This window comes from Parasphingomonas frigoris (assembly GCF_036663815.1).
In the GTDB taxonomy this organism is placed as follows: domain Bacteria; phylum Pseudomonadota; class Alphaproteobacteria; order Sphingomonadales; family Sphingomonadaceae; genus Sphingomonas.
In genome coordinates, this window is the sequence record NZ_JAXOJQ010000006.1 from 43,523 (window position 1) to 62,674 (window position 19,152).

Sequence of the window (19,152 nt, forward strand, 5' to 3'; positions counted from 1 at the left end):
GCGCGAACGACGCGGCTAGTAGCGCCCCCAAACAAACCGCGAAGACAGCGCGTAATTCCACACCGCCGCCACGAGCAGCCCGGCGACCGCCGAATAGGCCCACGTCCCATGCTCCATCCGGAACAGGAAGAAGGCCACGCCGACATTCGCCGCCGCGCCGACCGAGCAGACGAGGCAGAACGAGATCCACCCGTCGAGCAACGCGCGCGCGCCCTTCAGCCGGCGCTCGCGATAGGTCAGCGCGTTGTTGAGGAAGAAGTTGAAGGTCATCGCCAACACGACCGCGACGACCGTCGCCGACACGAACGCGACGCCGGCCCTGCGGTACAGCATGTAGAGCACGGCGAGATGCACCAGCGCGCCGAGCGCACCAATCCCCGTGAACATCACGAAACGCACCGGCACGATACGGCCGAACAACCGATCGTAGAGCGCGATCAGGAATTCCATCGCGACGACATAATCGAGCTTGCTCTCGCCCTCGGTGCGCAGCCGGAAGGTGTAGGGCAGCTCGAGAAACTTCAGCGGCCGCGGGCTTGCGGTCATGATGTCGAGCAGGATCTTGAAGCCGATCGCCGAAAGATGCGGGATCAGGTCGCGCGCGATCTGCGTGCGCACCATGAAGAAGCCGCTCATCGGATCACTGAGGTCGGCCTTGAGCACGCGGCGCGACAGCCTCGTCGCCAGCGCCGACTTGTTGACGCGGTCCTGGTCCCAGTCGCCCGTCCCACCGCCTTCGACAAAGCGCGAGCCGATCACCACGTCGAGCGCGGGATCGGCCTGCAGCGCGTCGAGCATCGCCGGCAGGATCGTCTCGTCATGCTGCAGGTCGCCGTCGATCACCGCGACGCACGGCGCGGCGGTGGCGCACATCCCCTCGATACAGGCCGACGACAGGCCGCGGCGGCCGAAGCGCTGGATCACGCGAACGCGCGAATCGGTCTTGCCGAGCTCGCGCGCCGCCTGCGCGGTGCCGTCGGGGCTGTCGTCGTCGACGAAGATCGCTTCCCAGCATCGCCCGGCAAGGGCTTGATCGAGCTTGGCAATCAGCAGGGGAACGTTGCGCAGCTCGTTGAAGGTCGGGATGACGACCGCGAGCTCGAGCACGCCATTCCCCCGCGCTGCGATCATTTCAGGGCGGCCAGCACCGCATCGCCCATCGCCACGGTCGAATGCGTGCCGCCGAGATCGGGGGTGCGCACGCCGCTGCCGATCGCCGCGACGACCGCCGCCTCGATCCGCTGCGCCGAGGCTTCGTCCGACAGCGAGTGGCGCAGCAGCATCGCCGCCGACAGGATCGCCGCGCACGGATTGGCCTTGCCCTGCCCGGCAATGTCGGGCGCCGAACCGTGGATCGGCTCGTACAGCCCGCACGTGCCGGTCCACTCGTTGAGCGACGCCGACGGCAGCATCCCGATCGAGCCGACGCACATGCTCGCCTGGTCGGACAGGATGTCGCCGAACAGATTGCCGGTGACGATCACGTCGAACGCGCCGGGGTTGCGCACCAGCTGCATCGCGGCGTTGTCGACATACATGTGCGTCAACTTCACCTCGGGATAATCGAGCGCGACCTCGTTGACGATCTCGCGCCACAGCTGCGAGGTTTCGAGCACGTTGGCCTTGTCGACCGAGGTGAGGATCTTCTTGCGGCGCTTGGCCATCTCGAAGCCGACGCGCGCGATCCGCGCGACTTCGGCCTCGTCGTAGCGCATCATGTCGTGGCCTTCGCGCAGGCCCATCTTGGTGTGGCCGCGGCCCTTGTCGCCGAAATAGACGTCACCGGTCAGCTCGCGCACGATCACCATGTCGATCGCGCGGGCGACTTCGGGGCGGAGCGCCGAGGCATCCTCGAGCCCCGGGAACATCGTCGCGGGGCGCAGATTGGCGAACAGGCCGAGCGCCTTGCGCAGCCCCAGGATCGCCTGCTCGGGGCGCAGCGTGCGCTCGAGCCCGTCCATGTCGGGATCGCCGACCGCACCGAACAGGATCGCATCGGCGCGGTGCGCCAGTTCGAGCGTCTGCGGCGGGAGCGGATGGCCGAGCGCGCGATAGGCGGCGCCGCCGACCAGGCCGGGTTCGAACTGATGGTTGAGGCCGAGCGCCTCGAGCACGCGGCGGGCTTCGTGGGTGACTTCGGGGCCGATGCCGTCGCCGGCGAGGATCGCGATCAGTGCCAAGATAGAGTTCCCTTCCCCGCCGCCAATGCCGAGGCGCGGCGCGTCACGCAACTGCCCTTTTCAGCCGGTCCACCAGCCGGATGCGCGCCGCCAGCGTGATCGCGCGGCGATCGACCAGGATCTGCCGCTCGAGCGCGTCGCCGGTGAGCGCGAGCGCCGCGAGGATTTCGGGCCATTCCGGCGCTACTCCCGTCGTCAGCGACGGCGGCAGCGTGTCGCGTTCGAGACCGTAGCCAAGCTCGGCGAGCAGCAGCAGTTCGTAGCGCGCGAGCGCCAGCGCCCAGCCCCGCGCGGCCGGCGCCAGTTCGATCGCGGCGATCGTCCCGTCGAGCCCGGCATAGAGCCGCGGATAGGGCTGCGCCTCGGGCAAGGCGGCGGCGGTCAGCGTCGTTACCCATTCGAGCGCTAGCGCGGGGAGCGGCTCGGCATACAGCGGCGCACGGCTGGCGACGAGTTCGACGGTGAGGCTCGCCAGCTGATCGTCGGTGCGCGCCCGCCATTCGCCGATCACGCGGTTGGCAGGTTGCAGGATCGGCCGGATCCGGCTCGACCGCCCGCCGCGGACATAGCCCGCCTGCAGCCCGTGCTCGCCGGTCAGCGCACGCACGATCGCGCCATGCTCGCCGTGGTGGCGGACCGCGAGGATCAGAGCTTCGGCGCGCAGATGCATTGGGAAGGGTGTAGCGTGGGCCGGCCGATTCGCCAGGGTTTGGAGCGCATCGGTCAGCCGGGCGGAACGCCCCGCGCCGTTTCGCGTCCAGCGCGGTCGCAGGGTCCAGACCATGGGCAAGAAGGTCACGGCCTGCCGCAGCGCGCGTCGCGGCCCCTTCGCCTTCCGTAATCACCCGCCTATGGCGGCGCCCATGCTCATGCTTGCCACCGTGCTGATTTCGGCACTGCCCCCCGCTGACGGCAATGAAGCAACCCCGCTCACATGGCGCGGCGATGCGACGAGCCGGGTCGAGGCTCTCGCCGCGCTTCAATCGCTGCAGCTCGACTTGCTGACGCGCGACAGCGCCACGCTGACGCTCGATGACTGGTGCACGCGCCATCAGATCGATGCGCCAGGCAGCAAGATCGTCGCAGATCGCAACACCGCGGTGGTGAAACCGGCGACTGCCGAACAGCGCCGCTTGCTCGGTGTCTCCGATCAGGAGCCGATCCGCTATCGACGCGTAAGCCTGCGGTGCGGCAGCCATATTCTGTCGGAAGCCGACAATTGGTACGTCCCGTCGCGGTTGACGCCACAGATGAATGCCGCGCTAGACCAGAGCAACGCCGCGTTTGGCAGGGTCGTCCAGCCGCTGCACTTCCGTCGTCAGACGCTCTCGGCGCAGCTGTTATGGTCGCCACTGCCGCGTGGCTGGGATAGCGGCACTCCGATCATCAGCGACTCTGCGCCATTGACCATCCCCGACCATGTCATCGAGAACCGCGCATTGCTCGTCACGGCGGGCGGGGTGCCGTTCAGTACCGTCGTTGAAAGCTATACAAAGAGCGTGCTCGATTTCAGGCCACCGTCGCCGCGGGAGTGATGCGCGTGCGGGCGCCGGAACGACCGCATCCGGCAAAATCGCCGCTAGCGCCGCACCCGCCGTGCGATCCGCTCGAGCCCTAGCCGCGCCACCGCGTGCTTGGCCCACAGCGCCACCCGGTCGAACGCCTCGAGCGCGGCGATCGTCGCGCAGTTGGCGAGCGTCGGGCGGAGCAGCAGCACGTCGACGCACGCCACGCCGGCGGTCGCGAAGCTGCGCTTGTGCTGGCCGTCGCCCTCGGTGAAATCGAAGCGGGTGAGGCCCGGCTCGGCGTAGAGGTCGCGCATCGCCTCGAGCATCAGCACGCCGCCGGGGGACAGATCGTTGAACGCCGGGTCGTGCCCGACATGGTCGTAGCGCACCGTCCCGCCTTCGATGGGGCAGTAGAGATACGCCGCCGGCTCGCCAGCCACGTAAAGCAGCCAGGCGCGCATCTGGTCCGCCGCCGCGAGCGCGGTCATGGTGCGCACGAAGGCCGCATCGTCGGGCAACCCGCCGCCGAGCAAGCGCTCCTGATAGGTCAGCTGCGAGATCCCCCGCGCGACCGCGTGGAAGGCGCCGAGCTCGTCGGCGGTGCGGAAGCGCCGAACGTCGAGCGCGCCGCCCGACAGCTCGATCACGCGCTTCGTCTTGCGCTTGAGCCCCGAGCGCGTGTTGCCCGACAGCGCCGCCTGATAGGCCGCAAAGCCGACCGTCAAATCGGTATAATGCCGCGGATAGCGTTGCCGGACGTAACAGAGCATTTCGCCAGCGGTGCGGCGCAGCGCTGCCAGGCCCTGTTCGGGGAGCGAGGTAACGGCATAGCCGTCGATGCCACGGGCGAGCGGCGGAAGGGTCGGCAGCGGGCCGTCGAGCACCGTGTCGAGCGACAGCGGCAGCCGTAGGAGCCTGCGCCGGATCGACCCGAGCGATCGCGCGCCGATCTGGAAGCGCAGCGGCACCACCTCCGCACGCGGCGGTGTCACGCCGCGCGTTCCGCCACCATGTTCGACCAAAGCTGCTCGGCCTGGCGCCAGCGGGTGCGCATCGGATCGGGCGCGAGCGGGGTGTCGCGCTGGCCGAGCCGCAGCGCCGGGCGATCGGCATAGTGCTGCGTGGGCATGTCCGCAGCGCGCTCGGCGAGCAAGGCGCACAGCGCGTCGAAGCGGCGGACATGGACGGTATTGGGCCGCGTCCCCGCACGATTGGCGAGCTCGAAGCCATGGCTGACGATGGTCACTGCGGCATGCTCGGCAATCAGCGCATGGTCGAGCGCGGCGCGCATTTCGCCGACCGACAGCGCGCAGATCTGGAAATTGCGCAGCGCGCCGGGCCGCTCCTCGATCACCGTCACCGGTATTTCGATCACGCCCTCGCGCTCGATCGGCGCGATTTGCCGCGCCGGCAGGTCGATCGCGCTCGGCCAGGGATGTTCGCTGCCATTGTGGCTCGTGTCGTAGCGGAAGCCGAGCTCGCCGAGCGCACGCAACGTGTCGTCATTGGCGCTGTACGATCCGGCACGGAACGCGATCGGATGCGGCGCACCGGCCGCGACGAGGAGCTCGGTCGCGCCGACGATCAGGTCGCGCTGCTCGTCCAGGCTGTATTCGACCAGTTCGAAGCGCGATGCCTGTGCGCCGCCGTCGCCCGCGACCGCGCCGGTCCAGTTGGGGTGGAGGTGCAGTTGCACTTCCTGCCCGGCGGCGAGGATCGTCTCGACGACATGACGCATCGGGGCCAGCCCGAAGGTCAGTGCCGGCATCGGATCGACGAAGAAGCAGGCCTTCAGGCCGTGCCGCGCCAGTACGTCGAGCTGGTAGCTGACCCCCACCCCCGCCGGCTCGAGCGAGCGCGCGAAGATTTCCGCGCTCGCCAGGCCGTCGCAATGATGTCGCCACATCACTTCGGTGTCGACAGTCAGGAAAACGGGGGTGCTCATAGGCTCACGCCTTAGCGCAAGTGGGTGAACAAACTCCCAACCCTTCTGTTACGTACTATTGCTCAGGCGCTCAGGCGCTCAGGCGCTCAGTCGCCGGTGAGGATGCGGTCGACCAATTGCTTGACCGTCGGCACGAACCCGTTCGAGTAAAACGGGTCGCGCTTGAACTGATAGGCGCCGTGCCCGGCGAACATCAAATTCTGGTCGGTGTCGCCGCCATGCGCGATGTCCTGCAACGTCTTCTGGATGCAGAAGCTGCGCGGATCGGCGAGGCGACCGGTCGAATTGGTCTCGGTGTCCGACCAGGACGAGAAGGCGCACTGGCTGAGGCAGCCCATGCAATCGGCCTGGTCCTTGCGGATCACGCCCTTGTCGGGCGTCGTGACGAAGACGAGCGTGTTGTCGGGCGTCTTGAGCGCATCGGTGAAGCCCTCGCCATACCACTGCCGCGCGCGCAGCAGGTCGTTGCGCGTGACCCAGAAGTTCTTGCCCTTCACGCCGACGTCGAGCTGATAGGTATGGTCGCCGGCGCTCTGCGTCGAGAAGGCGATCTGCCGCTCGGAGCGCGCCTGGAGGTGGCGCAGGAACGGGTTGAGCACCGCGCTCGAATAGAAACCGGTCGGCGAGAAGCGGTGCAGCAGCACGTCGCCTTCCTGGATGTTGGTCAGCTTCGCCTTCCACTCCTCGGGGATCGGGCTCTCCTGCGTCAGCAGCGGGCGCGTGCCGAACTGGAAGGCGATCGTGCCGAGCTCGGGATTGTCGATCCAGTCGTTCCAGTCGCGCAGATACCAGACGCCGCCCGCCATGACGATCGGCACGTCGTCAGAAATGCCGCCTTCGCGCATCGTGTCGCGCAGCGCCTTGACGCGCGGATAGGGATCCTGCGGGACGAGCGGGTCCTCGGCGTTGGACAGGCCGTTATGCCCGCCCGCGAGCCACGGATCCTCATACACCACCGCCGACAGCCAATCCGCCGCCTTCGAGTAAGCGCGCTTCCACAGCGCGCGGAAAGCGCGGCCCGAGCTGACGATCGGCAGATAGCTGACTTCGTACGACGCGGTGATCTCGCTCAGCTTGTACGGCATGCCCGCGCCGCAGGTCACACCGGCGACAAGCCCGCGCGTGCGCTCGAGCACGCCGTGCAGGATGCGCTGGGCGCCACCCATTTCCCACAGCACGTTGATGTTGATCGCGCCCTTGCCGCCGGCGATGTCGTACGCCTTGCGGACCTGCTGAACGGCACCCTCGATCGCATATTCGATCAATTCCTCATGGCGCTCGCGCCGCGTCAGCGCCTTGTAGACCTGCGGGATGATCTTGCCGTCGGGATCATAGCTGTCGGCATTGACCGCCGAAACGGTGCCGATTCCGCCGGCCGCCGCCCAGGCGCCAGCGCTCGCATGATTGGTCGCGGCGACGCCCTTGCCTCCCTCGACGAGCGGCCAGACCTCGCGGCCGCCATAGACGATGGGCTTCAAACCTTTGAACAACGTGACGGCCTCCGACTTAACATACGTTTTGATATACGCTTTGGATGCCCTCTCGGGCAAATCCCTAGTGCGTAAATGCCCCTGGGCGCCCGATAACCGCCCCATAGAGATCGGCATAGCGTTTGATCATCGTCGCTTCGTCATATTCGGCGACGGCCTTGCGGCTATTATGCGCGCCCAGCGCCTTGCGCGCCTCGGGCGAGCAACTGGCCAGCGTCTCGAGCGCATCGCGGATCGGGACTTCCTGCTGCCGCCGCTCGATGAAACCGGCATTTTCGGGTGCGACCATGCGAAGCACGTCGCCGACCGGGGTCGACACGATCGGCAGCCCCGCCGCCATCCCCTCGAGCACGCAGATCGGGAATTGCTCGGACCTGGACGACAGCGCCATGATGTCGAACAGCCCGATATAGGCGTGCGGATCGGGCAGGAAGCCCGGCATGACGAGTTGGTCGGCCACGCCCATCCGCTCGGCCGCATCCAGGATCGCCTGCCGCTCGGGGCCCTCCCCCACGATCACCAGCCGCGCGCGCGTCGACATGCCGCCGAACGCGCGCACCAGCAGCGGCAGATCCTTGACCTCGCGCAGGCCGGCGAGCGTGCCGATCACGACCTCGCCGGGCTTGCGCTTGAAGCCGGGGATAGCGTTCGGCTTGGGCGGAATCGCATAGCGCGCGGTGTCGATGCCGTTGGCGATGCGGTGCACGCGCTCGCGCGGCTGCTTCCAGGCCTTGAGCGCGATCTCCTCGAGCGTCTGCGACGGCACGACCAAGGCATCGGCCTTGGTCAGCGCGAAGCGGCGATAGAGGTTGCGCTCGATCTTGAGGCCGTCGGCCTCGTCGGCGTTGAAGCCGTCCTCGTGATGCACCAGCGGCGGCACGCCCTTCGACGACACGCGCCGCGCCATCGCCCCGTCGATCGCACCCCAATTGTAGGTCAGCACGAGATCGAACCGGCGCATATAGGCCGCGATCGCCTCGTAGCGCTTGACCGACGGCGAGCCGGTCAGCGGCGGCGGGTTCTGCGCGATCTCATAGTCGATGCCCGTGGCGATCGCGGCCTGCGCGCCATACTGCCCGTCCATCCCCGACACGATCGTGTGGCGGGCGCTCGCGCCGAACGCGTTCATCAACCGCACCGCGCGCGCTTCCTTGCCGCCGAGCGAAAAGGTCGAGTGTAAGTGCAGGATGTTGACGGGACGGCTCATTTCCGCGCGGCGTTAGCGTGAAATGACTGCGGCGTCATCTGTTGGTGTGGGGGGCTTGCCGCCGTTGAGCGCGCCCCTCTCGCTTCTTCTTGCTCCCCTCCCGCCTGCGGGAGGGGTTGGGGGAGGGTCGTGCCGCGGGCGCAGCGCCAAATGTTCCAGGTCGTCCCCTCCCCTAACCCCTCCCGCAAGCGGGAGGGGAATGCGTTACGCGAACGCGGACTTCGGTATATGCGTGATCCGGCACCCGAGATCAGCCTCGCCGCTCGCCACCACATAGCGGTCACCGGCATCGGCGATCCCCGTCGTGAACACGACATTGTCGAGATACATCAGATCCTTGATCGGCTCGGTCAGCGCCGGATTGGCTTCGATCAGCGGATCGTGGCAGGTGCGCAGCACCACGCTCGGATCGTCGCGGTCGAGCAGCGACCAATAGGTGCGGTACACGCCGACCACGCCCATCGGCTCGACCCCGTGCCACAAAGACAGCCAGCCCTCATCGGTCAGGATCGGCGGCGCGCCGCCCCCCATCCGCGCGGTCGCCATCGTCTTGGCGTGCGGGCGGATGCCGGGCGTGTCGTACGGCTTCCAGTGCAGCGCGTCGGGCGAACTGGAGAGATTGATCGACGGGCCGGAGCGCCATTCGCTCCCCGGCGGATAGGCGAAATAGAGGTCGCCGAGCGGCCGCGTCTGCGCGAAATATTTGCCGCCGACGAGCCCTTCGAAGATCAGCATGTCCTTGTTCTGATGATCGAGCACGATCCCCTCGAGCGTCCAGTCCAGCGCATCGGCCGAACTGTAGAGAGTGGTCGAATGTCGCTCGGGACTGACCGAGCAGGTCGTCATCAGATAGCGATCGCCGACCTTGCTGATCCGCGCATCCTCGACGCCGTAGCATTGGTACGACGTGCGCGGCGCGATCGCCTTGTCGTAATGCACCTGCTCGACCTTGGTCCCGTCGGCATTGAGCTCGACCGGCAGCAGCCACGACAGCGAGGTCAGCGCCATCACCTTCCACCCGCCGCCGCGCATCATGAACTTGCGCGGGTCGGCGGTGTCGACATGTTCGAGCGGCCAGGCGTCGAGCGCATAGCTATGCTCGGTCCAGCGGATCGCATGGATGTGCTGATCGCGGATCGGCGTCTTGAGCGCCTCCGCCACGCGCACCATCAGCAACAGATTGCCGTTGGCGAGCCGCGTCATGCCCGGGTTGAACGCGCCGAGTACATAGGTCTCGGCCTCGACCTTGCCCGCCAGTGGCGACTGGGCGAGATCGACGTCCTTGGGCGAGAAGATCAGCGCATCATGCGAAAAGGTCATTCACCCTCCTGGGCGCGCGGCGAAATCACCAATTGCTGGATCACGCTACGGCGCGGCTGGGTCAGCATATAGTGCACGCCGACCGCGATGTCCTCGGCGCGTAGCGAGGTTTCCTCGTGGATCATCTTGCGCTGCTCGGCCGGCGAAATGTCGGGGAGCTGCATGTTCGAGCCGGTCTTGCCCGGTTCGATCAGGCCGACCTTGATCCCCTTGGGACCCAGCTCACGACGCAGCGCCTCGGAGAAGCCGGCGATCCCGGCCTTGATCCCGGCATAGACGGTCGAGCTCGGCCCGAGCACGTGCGCGCTCATCGAACCGATCAGGATGATGTCGCCATGCCCTTCGAGCTTGTCGACCGCAGCGTGCGCGCTGAGCAGATAGGCGGTGAAATCGACCGCGATCGCGTAGCGCAGCTCGGGTTCGCTCATCTGGGTGAGGCCACCGGCAGCGACCGCAGCGTTGATCACCGCGCAATCCATCCCGCCGAGATAGTCGCTGGCCTGGCGGAAGAAGCTCAGCACGTTCTCGGGATCGGACAGCTCGGTGGTGATGCCGTCGCCCTCCCCGCCGACTTCGCGGATGCGCGCCAGTGCGTCCTCGAGATATTCGGGGTTGCGACCGCAGATGAACACCTTGGCCCCCTCGGCGGCGAGCAGCACGGCGATGGCGCGGCCGATTCCGGTCGTCCCCCCGGTGATGGCGACGCGCTTTCCCTTGAGGCTGGTCATGGCGGTATGCGCGTCGGTAACGGTCTTCATGTAGGGCTCCTGGTGTGTGGTATGGAGACGCGCCGGGCTGCGCGCGGTTCCGCCTCGTTTCCTCCCCTCCCTGGAAGGGAGGGGTCGGGGGTGGGTCGGCCCGCGGCGGCGGCAACCCTCTCCTTGGGCCACCCCCCCCCCACCCCCCCCTTCCAGGGAGGGGAGGAAAACTAGGCCGAGATTCGGGACAATAAACGATCGATTCCCGCCACCGCCGCGGGTTCGCTCAGCGTCGGTGCATGGCCGACCTGCGGGATCGTGACAAGCTCGCCCTGCGACAAGGCCGCGAGCATCTTGGTCGCAGTCGCCGCCGAGAGGATGTCCGACATCTCGCCGCGCACGACCAGCGTCGGTACGTCGGCGAGCACCGCCAGCGCACGCCACATGTCGGGGCCGGCCTCGTTGCCGGGCACACGGAAGGGTTCTGCGATCTTCATGTCGTAATCGAGCACGATCCGGCCCGCACTGTTGAGCCGGTACAGCCGCTTGGCCATTTCCAGCCAATCCTCGAGCGCGAAGCCGGGATAGGCATCGCCATTCGATTCGGCGACGGCGCGCGCGGCGTGGAGCCAGGTCGGCCAGGTGTTCGACTTGCCGACATAGCCGCGGATCCGCGACAGCCCCTCGGGCATGATCTCGGGGCCGACGTCGTTGAGCAGCACGCCCGCGACGCTCTCATGCGCGGTGCCGGCGAGCAGCATCGAGACGATCCCGCCGAGCGAGGTGCCGAACGCGATGTAGCGCGCCACGCCGAGCTCGCCGAGCAACGCCTCGATGTCCTGCACGTAGGTGAGCGGGACGTAGCTCATCGGATCCTTGGCATAACCGCTCTCGCCGCGCCCGCGCAGGTCGATCGCGATCACCCGCCACTCGGGCGACAGCCGCCGCGCAAGCGCATCGTAATCGCGCGCATTGCGCGTCAGCCCGGGCAGGCACAGGATCGGCGGGCGATCGGCGGGGCCGGGATAGTCGCGGCAATGCAGCCGAACCCCGTCCTTGGACCACCAATAGCGATTTTCGTACGGCAGCATGCGCGGGTCCTGGGCCAAGTGCTGGGGGTTGCGTCCGGCGGTGGGTGCCCTCCATATCCACGCATGAGCATCCCCCCGCAAGGCTGTCGGCCCGAAACGACGATCCACGATCTGGGCGACGCCTTCTACGATCGCGTAGAAGCGGCGAACTTCCCGCAGACCCGCCTGCGCTTCCGCAACGATCGCGCGGCCGCCGAAGTCGGCCTCGCCGGGCTCGACGATGCGGCGTGGCTGCAGCATTTCGGGCGCTTCGCCCCCCTGCCCGGCAGCCTGCCCGAGCCGCTGGCGCTACGCTATCACGGCCATCAGTTCCGCCAGTACAATCCCGAGATCGGCGACGGCCGCGGCTTCCTGTTCGCGCAGCTGCGCGACGATCGCGGCCGGCTGATGGACCTCGCCACCAAGGGATCGGGCACCACGCCGTGGAGTCGCTTCGGCGACGGACGGCTCACGCTCAAGGGCGGCGTGCGCGAGGTGCTGGCGACCGAGATGCTGCAGGCGCTCGGCGTCGACACGTCGCGCACCTTCTCGCTGATCGAGACCGGCGAAGCGCTCGAGCGCGGCGACGAGCCTTCGCCGACGCGTTCGGCGGTGATGGTGCGGCTCAGCCACGGGCATATCCGCATCGGCACCTTCCAGCGGCTCGCCTATCTGCGCGATGCCGAGAATATGGAGCGGCTGGTCGGCTATGTGCTGCGCAACCTCTATGGCGAGGAGCCCGGCGCCGACGCGCCGGTGCGGCTGCTCGACCTGGTGGTCGATCGCACCGCGAAACTCGCCGCGAGCTACATGGCGGCGGGCTTCGTCCACGGCGTGCTCAACACCGACAACATCAACGTGACCGGCGAAAGTTTCGATTACGGCCCGTGGCGGTTCGCGCCGACGTGGGATCCGGGCTTCACCGCGGCCTATTTCGACCATGCCGGGCTCTATGCGTTCGGCCGCCAGCCCGAGGCGATCCACTGGAACGCGACGCAACTGGCGATCTCGCTGCGGACGTTGGTCGAGGCGGAGCCGCTGATCGCGGTGCTCGATACGTTCGCCGAGCGCTATCAGAGTGCGGTATCGGCGGCGATCCTGTGGCGGCTCGGTGTGAAGCCGCGCGAACCCGACGGCGACCGCGCACTGGTCCAGGCGATCGAGCGCGGGTTGCGGACGAGTGGGCTGGGGATCGACCGCTTCTATTTCGACGCCTTTGGCGGCGTCGCCCCCGAAGGCGAAGCGTTCGCCGAGCTCCGCACGGCGCTCGAGCCCTATGCCCCGCGCAAGGCGCACGATCACGCCTATTGGCAGGGCGAACCGTGCGCGATGCTGATCGACGAGGTCGAGGCGATCTGGGCGGCGATCGACCAGCGCGACGACTGGGCGCCGTTCGTGGCCAAAATCGCCGGCATCCGCGCGATGGGCGAGGCGCTGCTGTAATCCTCCCCCCCGGCGGGGAGGCATTTGGGAAGTGGATTCCCGTCCCGATCTAAGGCAAAGACACCGGTAAATGTCCTCCGAACTCCTCTCTTTCGAGCCCGCCACCGGCGCCACGTTGTGGCGCGGCGTGGTCGGCGATGTCGATGCCGAAGTCGCCGCCGCGCGCGCCAGCTGGGCGGCATGGGCGGCGCGACCGCTCGCCTATCGCGTCGAGGCGCTGCGCCGTGTCGCCAATGTCGTGCGCGCCCGCGCCGATGCCTTTGCCGACCTGATCGCGCGCGAGACCGGCAAGCCGCTGTGGGAAGCGCGCACCGAAGTCGAATCGGTGGTCGCCAAGGTCGACATCTCGGTCTCGGCTTATGCCGAGCGCACCCCGCAACGCCGGCTCGAGGCACAGATGGGCAGCCGCATGGCGCTGCGCCACAAACCGCACGGCGTGCTCGCGGTGCTCGGCCCGTATAATTTTCCGGCGCATCTGCCCAACGGCCACATCGTCCCGGCCTTGCTCGCGGGCAATGCGGTGGTGTTCAAGCCGTCCGAAAAGACGCCGGCGACCGGCGAGTTCCTCGTTGCCTGCTTCCATGCCGGCGGTGTGCCCGAAGGCTGTATCCGCCTGCTGATCGGCGCCGCGGCCGAGGGCAAGGCGCTTGCCGCGCACGACGGGATCGACGGGCTGCTGTTCACCGGATCGGCGCATACCGGCATCGCGCTCAACCGCGCATTCGCGACGCGCCCAGAGAAGATCCTCGCGCTCGAAATGGGCGGCAACAATCCCATCATCGTGTGGGATTCGCCCGATCTCCACGCGGCGGCCGTCGTCATCGTGCAGTCGGCCTTCACCAGCGCGGGGCAACGCTGCACCGCGGCGCGCCGGCTGATCGTCGACCAGAAGCTCTACGACCCGCTGATGGCCGAGGTGACCAAGCTCGTCGCACGGATCATCGTCGACGAGCCGCACGCCAACCCGGCACCGTTCATGGGTCCGGTCATCGACAATGACAGTGCCGACCAGCTGAGCGAGAGCTTCTTCGAGCTGATGATGCGCGGCGGTCGCCCGATCTCGCATCTCGAGCGGCCGCTCGCCGATCGCCCGTTCCTGCGCCCGGCGATCATCGACACGACCGAGCTGAACGACCGCCCCGACATCGAGCTGTTCGGCCCGATCCTTCAGGTGATCCGCAAGACCAGCTTCGAGGATGCGATCGTCGAGGCCAACAACACGCGCTACGGCCTGTCGGCGTCGCTGCTCAGCCAGGATCCCAAGCTCTACGACCAGTTCTGGGCCAATGCCCGCGCCGGCATCGTCAACTGGAACAAGCCGACCAACGGCGCGAGCTCGGGCGCGCCGTTCGGCGGGATCGGCTGGTCGGGCAATCATCGGCCAAGCGCCTATTACGCGGCGGACTATTGCGCCTACCCTGTGGTATCGAGTGAAGCCGACCAGGCACGGGCCAGCATCGGGGTCGGATTGCGCGATGGATGAACATGCATCCGGCGTGCGCCCGTTGCGGGAGGATCCTGCGATCGCGGCGATGCTGGAGCAAGTTTGCGTCGCCACCGAGATGGGCTTTGCCGCAGTCGCGCACGTGACCGATACGCGCTGGATCGCGTGGCAAGTGCTCGACCGGATCGAGTTTGGGCTCGATGCCGGCGACGAGCTCGACCTGAAATCGACGATCTGCGACGATATTCGGCAGAGCGGCCGCGCGAAGATCATCGACCAGGTCTCGGGCGACGAGAATTGGCGGACGCATCCGACTCCAATACTGTACGGCTTCGAAAGCTATATCTCTTTTCCGATATTCCGACCCGACGGTCGCTTTTTCGGGACGCTGTGCGCGCTCGATCCGGCGCCGCGAAGGCTCGACACGCCCGCCATCGTCGCCATGTTCGAGCGCTTTTCCGACGAAATCGGGGCGTTGCTGGACTGAGCCAGGCGGTTGGTCGCAAAGCATTGGAACCGACCGCCTTCCAATGCTTTGGGCCTCGCGTGACCCATGACAAACATGCCGACGCTCCCAATCCCCGTGCCCGCAAACTCAAGCTCGAGTCGGACAATTGCCTCGCGATCGCGATCCGTGAGCGCGAGCCCGAAGTCGCCGCGATGCTGATCGACGAAGCCGCCAAGCTCGCGCGCCGCGTCAACGAATTGCGCGGCAAACGCTGATCCCCCACCGATCGACTGGGGAATAGTTTGGCTTCCCCGATCCAAAGCAAGCTTGAATTGAAGCGCGTGCTGGTCCAGCCCATCTGACAGCGATGGCCACACTGCTTGATCCAACCGCGCGCGGACGCGTCATTCTCGTCGGCGCAGGCCCAGGCGATCCGGGATTGCTGACGGTGCGCGCGGTCGAAGCGCTCGCCCAGGCCGACGTCGTCGTTCATGACGGGCTGATCGATCCGCGCGTGCTCGATCTCGCGCCCGCCGCGGCGCAGCGCATTTCGGTCGCCAAGCAGCGCGCCCGCCACACGCTGCCGCAGGAGGCGATCAACGCGCTGATCATCGCGCATGTGAAGACCGGCGCGATCGTCGTCCGGTTGAAGGGCGGCGATCCGTTCATCTTCGGACGCGGCGGCGAAGAGGTCGAAGCGGTGCGCGCCGCCGGCCTGCCAGTCGAGGTGATCCCCGGCGTCTCCGCTGCACTCGGCTGCGCGGCCGAGGCGATGCTGCCGCTCACCCACCGCAACCATGCGAGCGCGGTCAGCTTCGTCGCGGGCCAGTGCAAGGGGCTGACCGACCAGGATTGGTCTGGCCTCGCCGGCAAGGGCCGTACGCTCGTCATCTACATGGGCGTGGCGACCGCCGACGACATTGCCGACAAACTGATGCGCGACGGCGTGGCGCCCGAAATGCCGGTCGCAGTGCTCGAGCGCGGAACGCTTTCGGGCGCGCGCGCGATACGCACCTTGCTGGCCGATCTCGGCCATATGGTGAAGCGCGAAACCGTGGCGAGCCCGGCGATCATCGTCGTCGGCGAAGTCGTCGAACTGTCCGATGCCGAGGATAAGCTCGGCGCCTGGGCCAAGATTGCGGAGTCCGTTGCGTGAGACTGTTGACCGGGAACGATTTGCCGACGGGCGACGTGGTGTGGTGGACCGGCTCGGGCTGGTCGCGCCATATCGAGGATGCAGGCGACGTCGCCGACCAGGGCGAGAGCATCGCGCGCGCCGAGGAAGGCGCGCGGCGCGTCAACGTCCCCTATGTCATCGACGCGACGCTCACCGCCGAAGGCCCCCGCCCCGCCCACATCAAGGACCGCGTCCGCGCGCTGGGGCCGACCGTGCGCCCCGATCTGACGTTGAAGCCCGCCGATCCGACGGCGGGAAGCTGGGTAATCTGAAATGTACAAATACGACCAATACGACCAGCAGATCGTCGACACCCGCGTCGAGGAATTCCGCGACCAGGTAAAGCGCCGCCTCGCCGGCCAGATCACCGAGGACCAGTTCAAGCCGCTGCGGCTGATGAACGGGCTGTATCTACAGCTCCACGCCTATATGCTGCGCGTCGCGATCCCCTATGGCACGCTCGACAGCCGCCAGATGCGCATGCTCGCGCACATCGCGCGCAAGTACGACCGCGACTATGGCCATTTCACCACGCGGCAGAACCTCCAGTTCAACTGGATCAAGCTCGAGGACGCGCCCGACATCCTCGCCGAGCTCGCCACGGTCGAGATGCATGCGATCCAGACGAGCGGCAATTGCATCCGCAACATCTCGTCTGACCAATATGCCGGTGCCGCCGCGGACGAAGTGACCGATCCGCGCGTCTGGGCCGAGCTGCTGCGCCAGTGGAGCACCTTTCACCCCGAATTCACCTACCTGCCGCGCAAGTTCAAGATCGCGGTGATCGGCGCCGACGAGGATCGCGCCGCGATGCGCCTCCACGACATCGGCATCCAGATGGTCCGCCGCGACGGCGAGCTCGGCGGCAAGATCTTCGTCGGTGGCGGCATGGGCCGCACGCCGATGATCAGCCACGAGATCCGCGACTTCGTCGGCAGCGACGACCTGCTGAGCTATCTCGAGGCGTGCCTGCGCGTCTACAATCGCTACGGCCGGCGCGACAATATCTACAAGGCGCGGATCAAGATCCTGCTCCACGAGATCGGACCCGACGAATATCGCCGCCAGGTCGAGGAAGAGTTCGTCGCGGTCAAGGCACTCGGACTCGATCCGCCCAAGGCCGAGTTCGACCGGATTACCGCCTTCTTCGCCGACCCAGGCTTCGAGCCGGACGCGCCCGAGGCGATCGATCGCAGCGACCCCGATTTCGCTCTGTGGGTCGACCAGAACACCGCCGCGCACAAGCAGCCGGGCTATGCGATCGTCACGATCAGCCTGAAGCCGACCGGCGGCATCCCGGGCGACGCAACCTCGGCGCAGATCGACCTGATGGCCGATCTCGGCGAGCGCTACAGCTTCGACGAACTGCGCGTCACGCATGCGCAGAACATCGTCCTGCCGCACGTCCGCAAGGCCGATCTCTACACGATCTGGCAGCAGCTCGACGCGGCCGGCCTCGCGCCCGCCAACCTCGATTTGATCAGCGACATCATCGCCTGCCCCGGCCTCGATTATTGCAGCCTCGCCAATGCGCGCTCGATCCCGCTCGCGCAGAAGATCACCGAGCGCTTCGCCGATCCCGCACGACAGCGCGATATCGGCGAACTGAAGCTCAAGATCAGCGGCTGCATCAATGCCTGCGGACATCACCATGCCGGCCACATCGGCATTCTCGGCGTCGACAAGAAGGGCGTCGAAAATTACCAGCTCTCGCTCGGCGGATCGGGTGCGGAGGATGTCAGCCTCGCCAAGATCACCGGCCCGGGGTTCGACGAGGATGGCGTGGTCGATGCCGTCGAAAAGGTCACCGACGTCTATCTGGCGCAGCGCGAGGGCGGCGAACGCTTCCTCGATACCTATCGCCGCATCGGCATGGAGCCGTTCAAGGAAGCGCTTTATGGTTGAGGTCCAGCACGACGAACCCGCGGTGACGCTCGACGCGTTTCTCGATGCGCAAACCAACGCGACCGCGGTGCGGCTCGAGGCGGGCGACGATGCGCGCGCATTGCTCCCCTATCTCGACCGGATCGCGCTGGTCGAGGTGAGCTTCCCGAGCTTCCGCGACGGCCGCGGCTATTCGGCGGCGCGGATCCTGCGCGAGGCCGGCTATACCGGTGAGCTGCGCGCGCAGGGTGACGTGCTGGTCGACCAGATGCCGCTGATGCAGCGCTGCGGCTTCGACAGCTTCGCGCCCGAGTCGGAGATCGATCCGGCAACGCTCGAGGCATCGCTCCAGCGCTACGAGACCGTCTATCAGAAGGCCGCCGATGGCCGCGTGCCGATCTGGGCGCTGCGGCATGGGTAACGCGCTTCGCAAACCCGACCTGATCGACGTCGCGCCCTTCTCGCCAGCCGATGCCGCGGCAATGGAGGCGCGCTTCGCGGGCGTCGACACGCGCGACATGCTCAGCGAACTGCTGACCGGCGAGCTCAAGGGGCGCGTCGCGGCGGTCTCGTCGTTCGGCGCGGAGAGTGCGGTCCTGCTCCACCTGATCTCGCAGGTAGACAAGGATATTCCGGTCATCTTCCTCAACACGCAGAAGATCTTCGGCGCGACGCTCGCTTACCGTGACGAGTTGTCGGAAACGCTCGGCTTCACCGACCTGCGCGTGTTCCGCCCTGACCCGCGCCTGCTCGCGGCGAAGGACGCGACCGGCTTGCGCTGGAATTACGACCCCGACGGCTGCTGCGACATCCGCAAGGTCGAGCCGCTCCGGCGGGCGTTGGCGCCGTTCGATGCCTGGATCTCGGGCCGCAAGGGCTTCCAGGCGGGCACGCGCCAGGCGATGCCGCGCTTCGAGGAGGATGAGGGCCGGTTGAAGCTCAATCCACTCGCGGCATGGGACAAGGCGAAGCTCGACGCCTATTTCGAAGAGCACAAGCTCCCGCGCCATCCGCTCGAAGCCGAAGGCTATCCCTCGATCGGCTGCGCGCCGTGCACGAGCAAGGTGCTCCCCGGCGAAGACCCCCGCTCGGGCCGCTGGCGCGGGTGGGAAAAGGTCGAGTGCGGGATTCATGTGCCCGAGAAGCCGGGCGAGGAGCCGGTGTTTTAGGCGTCCGACCGCCTGCATCGAATGCAAACAACTCTGGCGAGACCGCCGTTCTGACTCCCCTCCCTGGAAGGGAGGGGCTGGGGGTGGGTTGGCCTAGGGCGGGTGTTAGGCTCTCCAACGGGCCGACCCACCCCCGCCCCCTCCCTTCCAGGGAGGGGAGGAACAACGC

20 protein-coding genes are annotated in these 19,152 nt (G+C 67.2%); 10 read left to right on the plus strand and 10 right to left on the minus strand.

Features of this window, described 5'->3' with window-relative positions; genetic code table 11:
• Window positions 1-15 precede the first annotated feature (15 nt).
• Genes U1872_RS17330 through recO form a run of 3 tightly spaced genes read right to left on the minus strand, consistent with a single transcriptional unit; the run spans window position 16 to window position 2,850 of the window.
• A complete protein-coding gene (locus U1872_RS17330) occupies window positions 16-1,131 on the minus strand; it encodes a glycosyltransferase (protein WP_332794172.1) in 1,116 nt (371 codons plus the stop codon).
• Entirely contained in the window at window positions 1,128-2,180 is a 1,053-nt protein-coding gene (gene leuB / locus U1872_RS17335) for a 3-isopropylmalate dehydrogenase (protein ID WP_332794173.1), read from the minus strand. Before leuB ends, U1872_RS17330 begins: the two co-directional genes overlap by 4 nt.
• 43 nt (window positions 2,181-2,223) lie before the next feature.
• Window positions 2,224-2,850 carry a DNA repair protein RecO gene (recO, locus tag U1872_RS17340; RefSeq protein WP_332794174.1) on the minus strand — a complete coding sequence of 209 codons (627 nt, stop codon included), beginning with the start codon at window positions 2,848-2,850 and terminating at the stop codon, window positions 2,224-2,226.
• 112 nt (window positions 2,851-2,962) lie between these two features.
• On the opposite strand from recO, the gene U1872_RS17345 reads away from it, so the two are divergent.
• Window positions 2,963-3,715, plus strand: a complete 753-nt coding sequence (locus U1872_RS17345; RefSeq protein ID WP_332794175.1) for a hypothetical protein — start codon at window positions 2,963-2,965, stop codon at window positions 3,713-3,715.
• Between the two features lie 44 nt (window positions 3,716-3,759).
• On the opposite strand, the gene U1872_RS17350 is transcribed toward U1872_RS17345, so the two are convergent.
• The 7 genes from U1872_RS17350 to U1872_RS17380 form a co-directional block, all read right to left on the minus strand.
• Entirely contained in the window at window positions 3,760-4,680 is a 921-nt protein-coding gene (locus tag U1872_RS17350; RefSeq protein ID WP_332794176.1) for a GNAT family N-acetyltransferase, read from the minus strand.
• Window positions 4,677-5,633 (minus strand): polysaccharide deacetylase family protein, encoded by a 957-nt coding sequence (locus U1872_RS17355; RefSeq protein ID WP_332794177.1) that lies wholly within the window; start codon window positions 5,631-5,633, stop codon window positions 4,677-4,679. The genes U1872_RS17350 and U1872_RS17355 overlap by 4 nt, the downstream gene beginning before the upstream one ends.
• 86 nt (window positions 5,634-5,719) lie before the next feature.
• Window positions 5,720-7,123: an NAD(P)H-dependent flavin oxidoreductase gene (locus tag U1872_RS17360; protein WP_332794178.1), complete on the minus strand. Its 1,404-nt coding sequence runs from the start codon at window positions 7,121-7,123 to the stop codon at window positions 5,720-5,722.
• 64 nt (window positions 7,124-7,187) lie between these two features.
• Complete coding sequence (locus U1872_RS17365) at window positions 7,188-8,330, minus strand: glycosyltransferase family 4 protein (protein ID WP_332794179.1); 1,143 nt, start codon at window positions 8,328-8,330, stop codon at window positions 7,188-7,190.
• Window positions 8,331-8,534: 204 nt separating this feature from the next.
• Entirely contained in the window at window positions 8,535-9,650 is a 1,116-nt protein-coding gene (locus U1872_RS17370) for a glycoside hydrolase family 130 protein (protein ID WP_332794180.1), read from the minus strand.
• Window positions 9,647-10,408: an SDR family oxidoreductase gene (locus U1872_RS17375; RefSeq protein WP_332794181.1), complete on the minus strand. Its 762-nt coding sequence runs from the start codon at window positions 10,406-10,408 to the stop codon at window positions 9,647-9,649. The genes U1872_RS17370 and U1872_RS17375 overlap by 4 nt, the downstream gene beginning before the upstream one ends.
• Window positions 10,409-10,578: 170 nt before the next feature.
• Window positions 10,579-11,439, minus strand: coding sequence for an alpha/beta fold hydrolase (locus tag U1872_RS17380; protein ID WP_332794182.1), 861 nt, complete (start codon window positions 11,437-11,439; stop codon window positions 10,579-10,581).
• 63 nt (window positions 11,440-11,502) lie between these two features.
• On the opposite strand from U1872_RS17380, the gene U1872_RS17385 reads away from it, so the two are divergent.
• From U1872_RS17385 to U1872_RS17425, 9 genes are all read left to right on the plus strand, one after another.
• A complete protein-coding gene (locus U1872_RS17385; protein ID WP_332794183.1) occupies window positions 11,503-12,861 on the plus strand; it encodes a protein adenylyltransferase SelO in 1,359 nt (452 codons plus the stop codon).
• A gap of 70 nt (window positions 12,862-12,931) precedes the next feature.
• Window positions 12,932-14,344: a succinylglutamate-semialdehyde dehydrogenase gene (gene astD / locus U1872_RS17390; RefSeq protein WP_332794184.1), complete on the plus strand. Its 1,413-nt coding sequence runs from the start codon at window positions 12,932-12,934 to the stop codon at window positions 14,342-14,344.
• Window positions 14,337-14,792: a GAF domain-containing protein gene (locus tag U1872_RS17395; RefSeq protein ID WP_332794185.1), complete on the plus strand. Its 456-nt coding sequence runs from the start codon at window positions 14,337-14,339 to the stop codon at window positions 14,790-14,792. Before astD ends, U1872_RS17395 begins: the two co-directional genes overlap by 8 nt.
• Window positions 14,793-14,851: 59 nt before the next feature.
• Window positions 14,852-15,028 carry a hypothetical protein gene (locus tag U1872_RS17400; RefSeq protein WP_332794186.1) on the plus strand — a complete coding sequence of 59 codons (177 nt, stop codon included), beginning with the start codon at window positions 14,852-14,854 and terminating at the stop codon, window positions 15,026-15,028.
• Between the two features lie 92 nt (window positions 15,029-15,120).
• Window positions 15,121-15,909, plus strand: coding sequence for a uroporphyrinogen-III C-methyltransferase (gene cobA / locus U1872_RS17405; RefSeq protein ID WP_332794187.1), 789 nt, complete (start codon window positions 15,121-15,123; stop codon window positions 15,907-15,909).
• A complete protein-coding gene (locus U1872_RS17410) occupies window positions 15,906-16,202 on the plus strand; it encodes a DUF2849 domain-containing protein (RefSeq protein WP_332794188.1) in 297 nt (98 codons plus the stop codon). Before cobA ends, U1872_RS17410 begins: the two co-directional genes overlap by 4 nt.
• Window position 16,203: 1 nt before the next feature.
• Window positions 16,204-17,835, plus strand: coding sequence for a nitrite/sulfite reductase (locus U1872_RS17415; protein WP_332794189.1), 1,632 nt, complete (start codon window positions 16,204-16,206; stop codon window positions 17,833-17,835).
• Entirely contained in the window at window positions 17,828-18,235 is a 408-nt protein-coding gene (locus U1872_RS17420) for a DUF934 domain-containing protein (protein ID WP_332794190.1), read from the plus strand. Before U1872_RS17415 ends, U1872_RS17420 begins: the two co-directional genes overlap by 8 nt.
• Window positions 18,228-18,983, plus strand: a complete 756-nt coding sequence (locus tag U1872_RS17425; RefSeq protein ID WP_332794191.1) for a phosphoadenylyl-sulfate reductase — start codon at window positions 18,228-18,230, stop codon at window positions 18,981-18,983. The genes U1872_RS17420 and U1872_RS17425 overlap by 8 nt, the downstream gene beginning before the upstream one ends.
• Window positions 18,984-19,152: the final 169 nt, after the last annotated feature.

Excerpts from the sequence above, each read along its gene's own strand:
- U1872_RS17385 (WP_332794183.1), top strand. The coding sequence starts at position 11,503 with ATGAGCATCCCCCCGCAAGGCTGTCGGCCCGAAACGACGATCCACGAT.
- recO (WP_332794174.1), bottom strand. The coding sequence starts at position 2,850 with ATGCATCTGCGCGCCGAAGCTCTGATCCTCGCGGTCCGCCACCACGGC.
- U1872_RS17380 (WP_332794182.1), bottom strand. The coding sequence starts at position 11,439 with ATGCTGCCGTACGAAAATCGCTATTGGTGGTCCAAGGACGGGGTTCGG.
- U1872_RS17345 (WP_332794175.1), top strand. The coding sequence starts at position 2,963 with ATGGGCAAGAAGGTCACGGCCTGCCGCAGCGCGCGTCGCGGCCCCTTC.
- U1872_RS17375 (WP_332794181.1), bottom strand. The coding sequence starts at position 10,408 with ATGAAGACCGTTACCGACGCGCATACCGCCATGACCAGCCTCAAGGGA.
- U1872_RS17370 (WP_332794180.1), bottom strand. The coding sequence starts at position 9,650 with ATGACCTTTTCGCATGATGCGCTGATCTTCTCGCCCAAGGACGTCGAT.
- U1872_RS17395 (WP_332794185.1), top strand. The coding sequence starts at position 14,337 with ATGGATGAACATGCATCCGGCGTGCGCCCGTTGCGGGAGGATCCTGCG.
- U1872_RS17355 (WP_332794177.1), bottom strand. The coding sequence starts at position 5,633 with ATGAGCACCCCCGTTTTCCTGACTGTCGACACCGAAGTGATGTGGCGA.
- U1872_RS17420 (WP_332794190.1), top strand. The coding sequence starts at position 17,828 with ATGGTTGAGGTCCAGCACGACGAACCCGCGGTGACGCTCGACGCGTTT.
- cobA (WP_332794187.1), top strand. The coding sequence starts at position 15,121 with ATGGCCACACTGCTTGATCCAACCGCGCGCGGACGCGTCATTCTCGTC.
- astD (WP_332794184.1), top strand. The coding sequence starts at position 12,932 with ATGTCCTCCGAACTCCTCTCTTTCGAGCCCGCCACCGGCGCCACGTTG.
- U1872_RS17425 (WP_332794191.1), top strand. The coding sequence starts at position 18,228 with ATGGGTAACGCGCTTCGCAAACCCGACCTGATCGACGTCGCGCCCTTC.
- U1872_RS17330 (WP_332794172.1), bottom strand. The coding sequence starts at position 1,131 with ATGATCGCAGCGCGGGGGAATGGCGTGCTCGAGCTCGCGGTCGTCATC.
- U1872_RS17415 (WP_332794189.1), top strand. The coding sequence starts at position 16,204 with ATGTACAAATACGACCAATACGACCAGCAGATCGTCGACACCCGCGTC.
- U1872_RS17365 (WP_332794179.1), bottom strand. The coding sequence starts at position 8,330 with ATGAGCCGTCCCGTCAACATCCTGCACTTACACTCGACCTTTTCGCTC.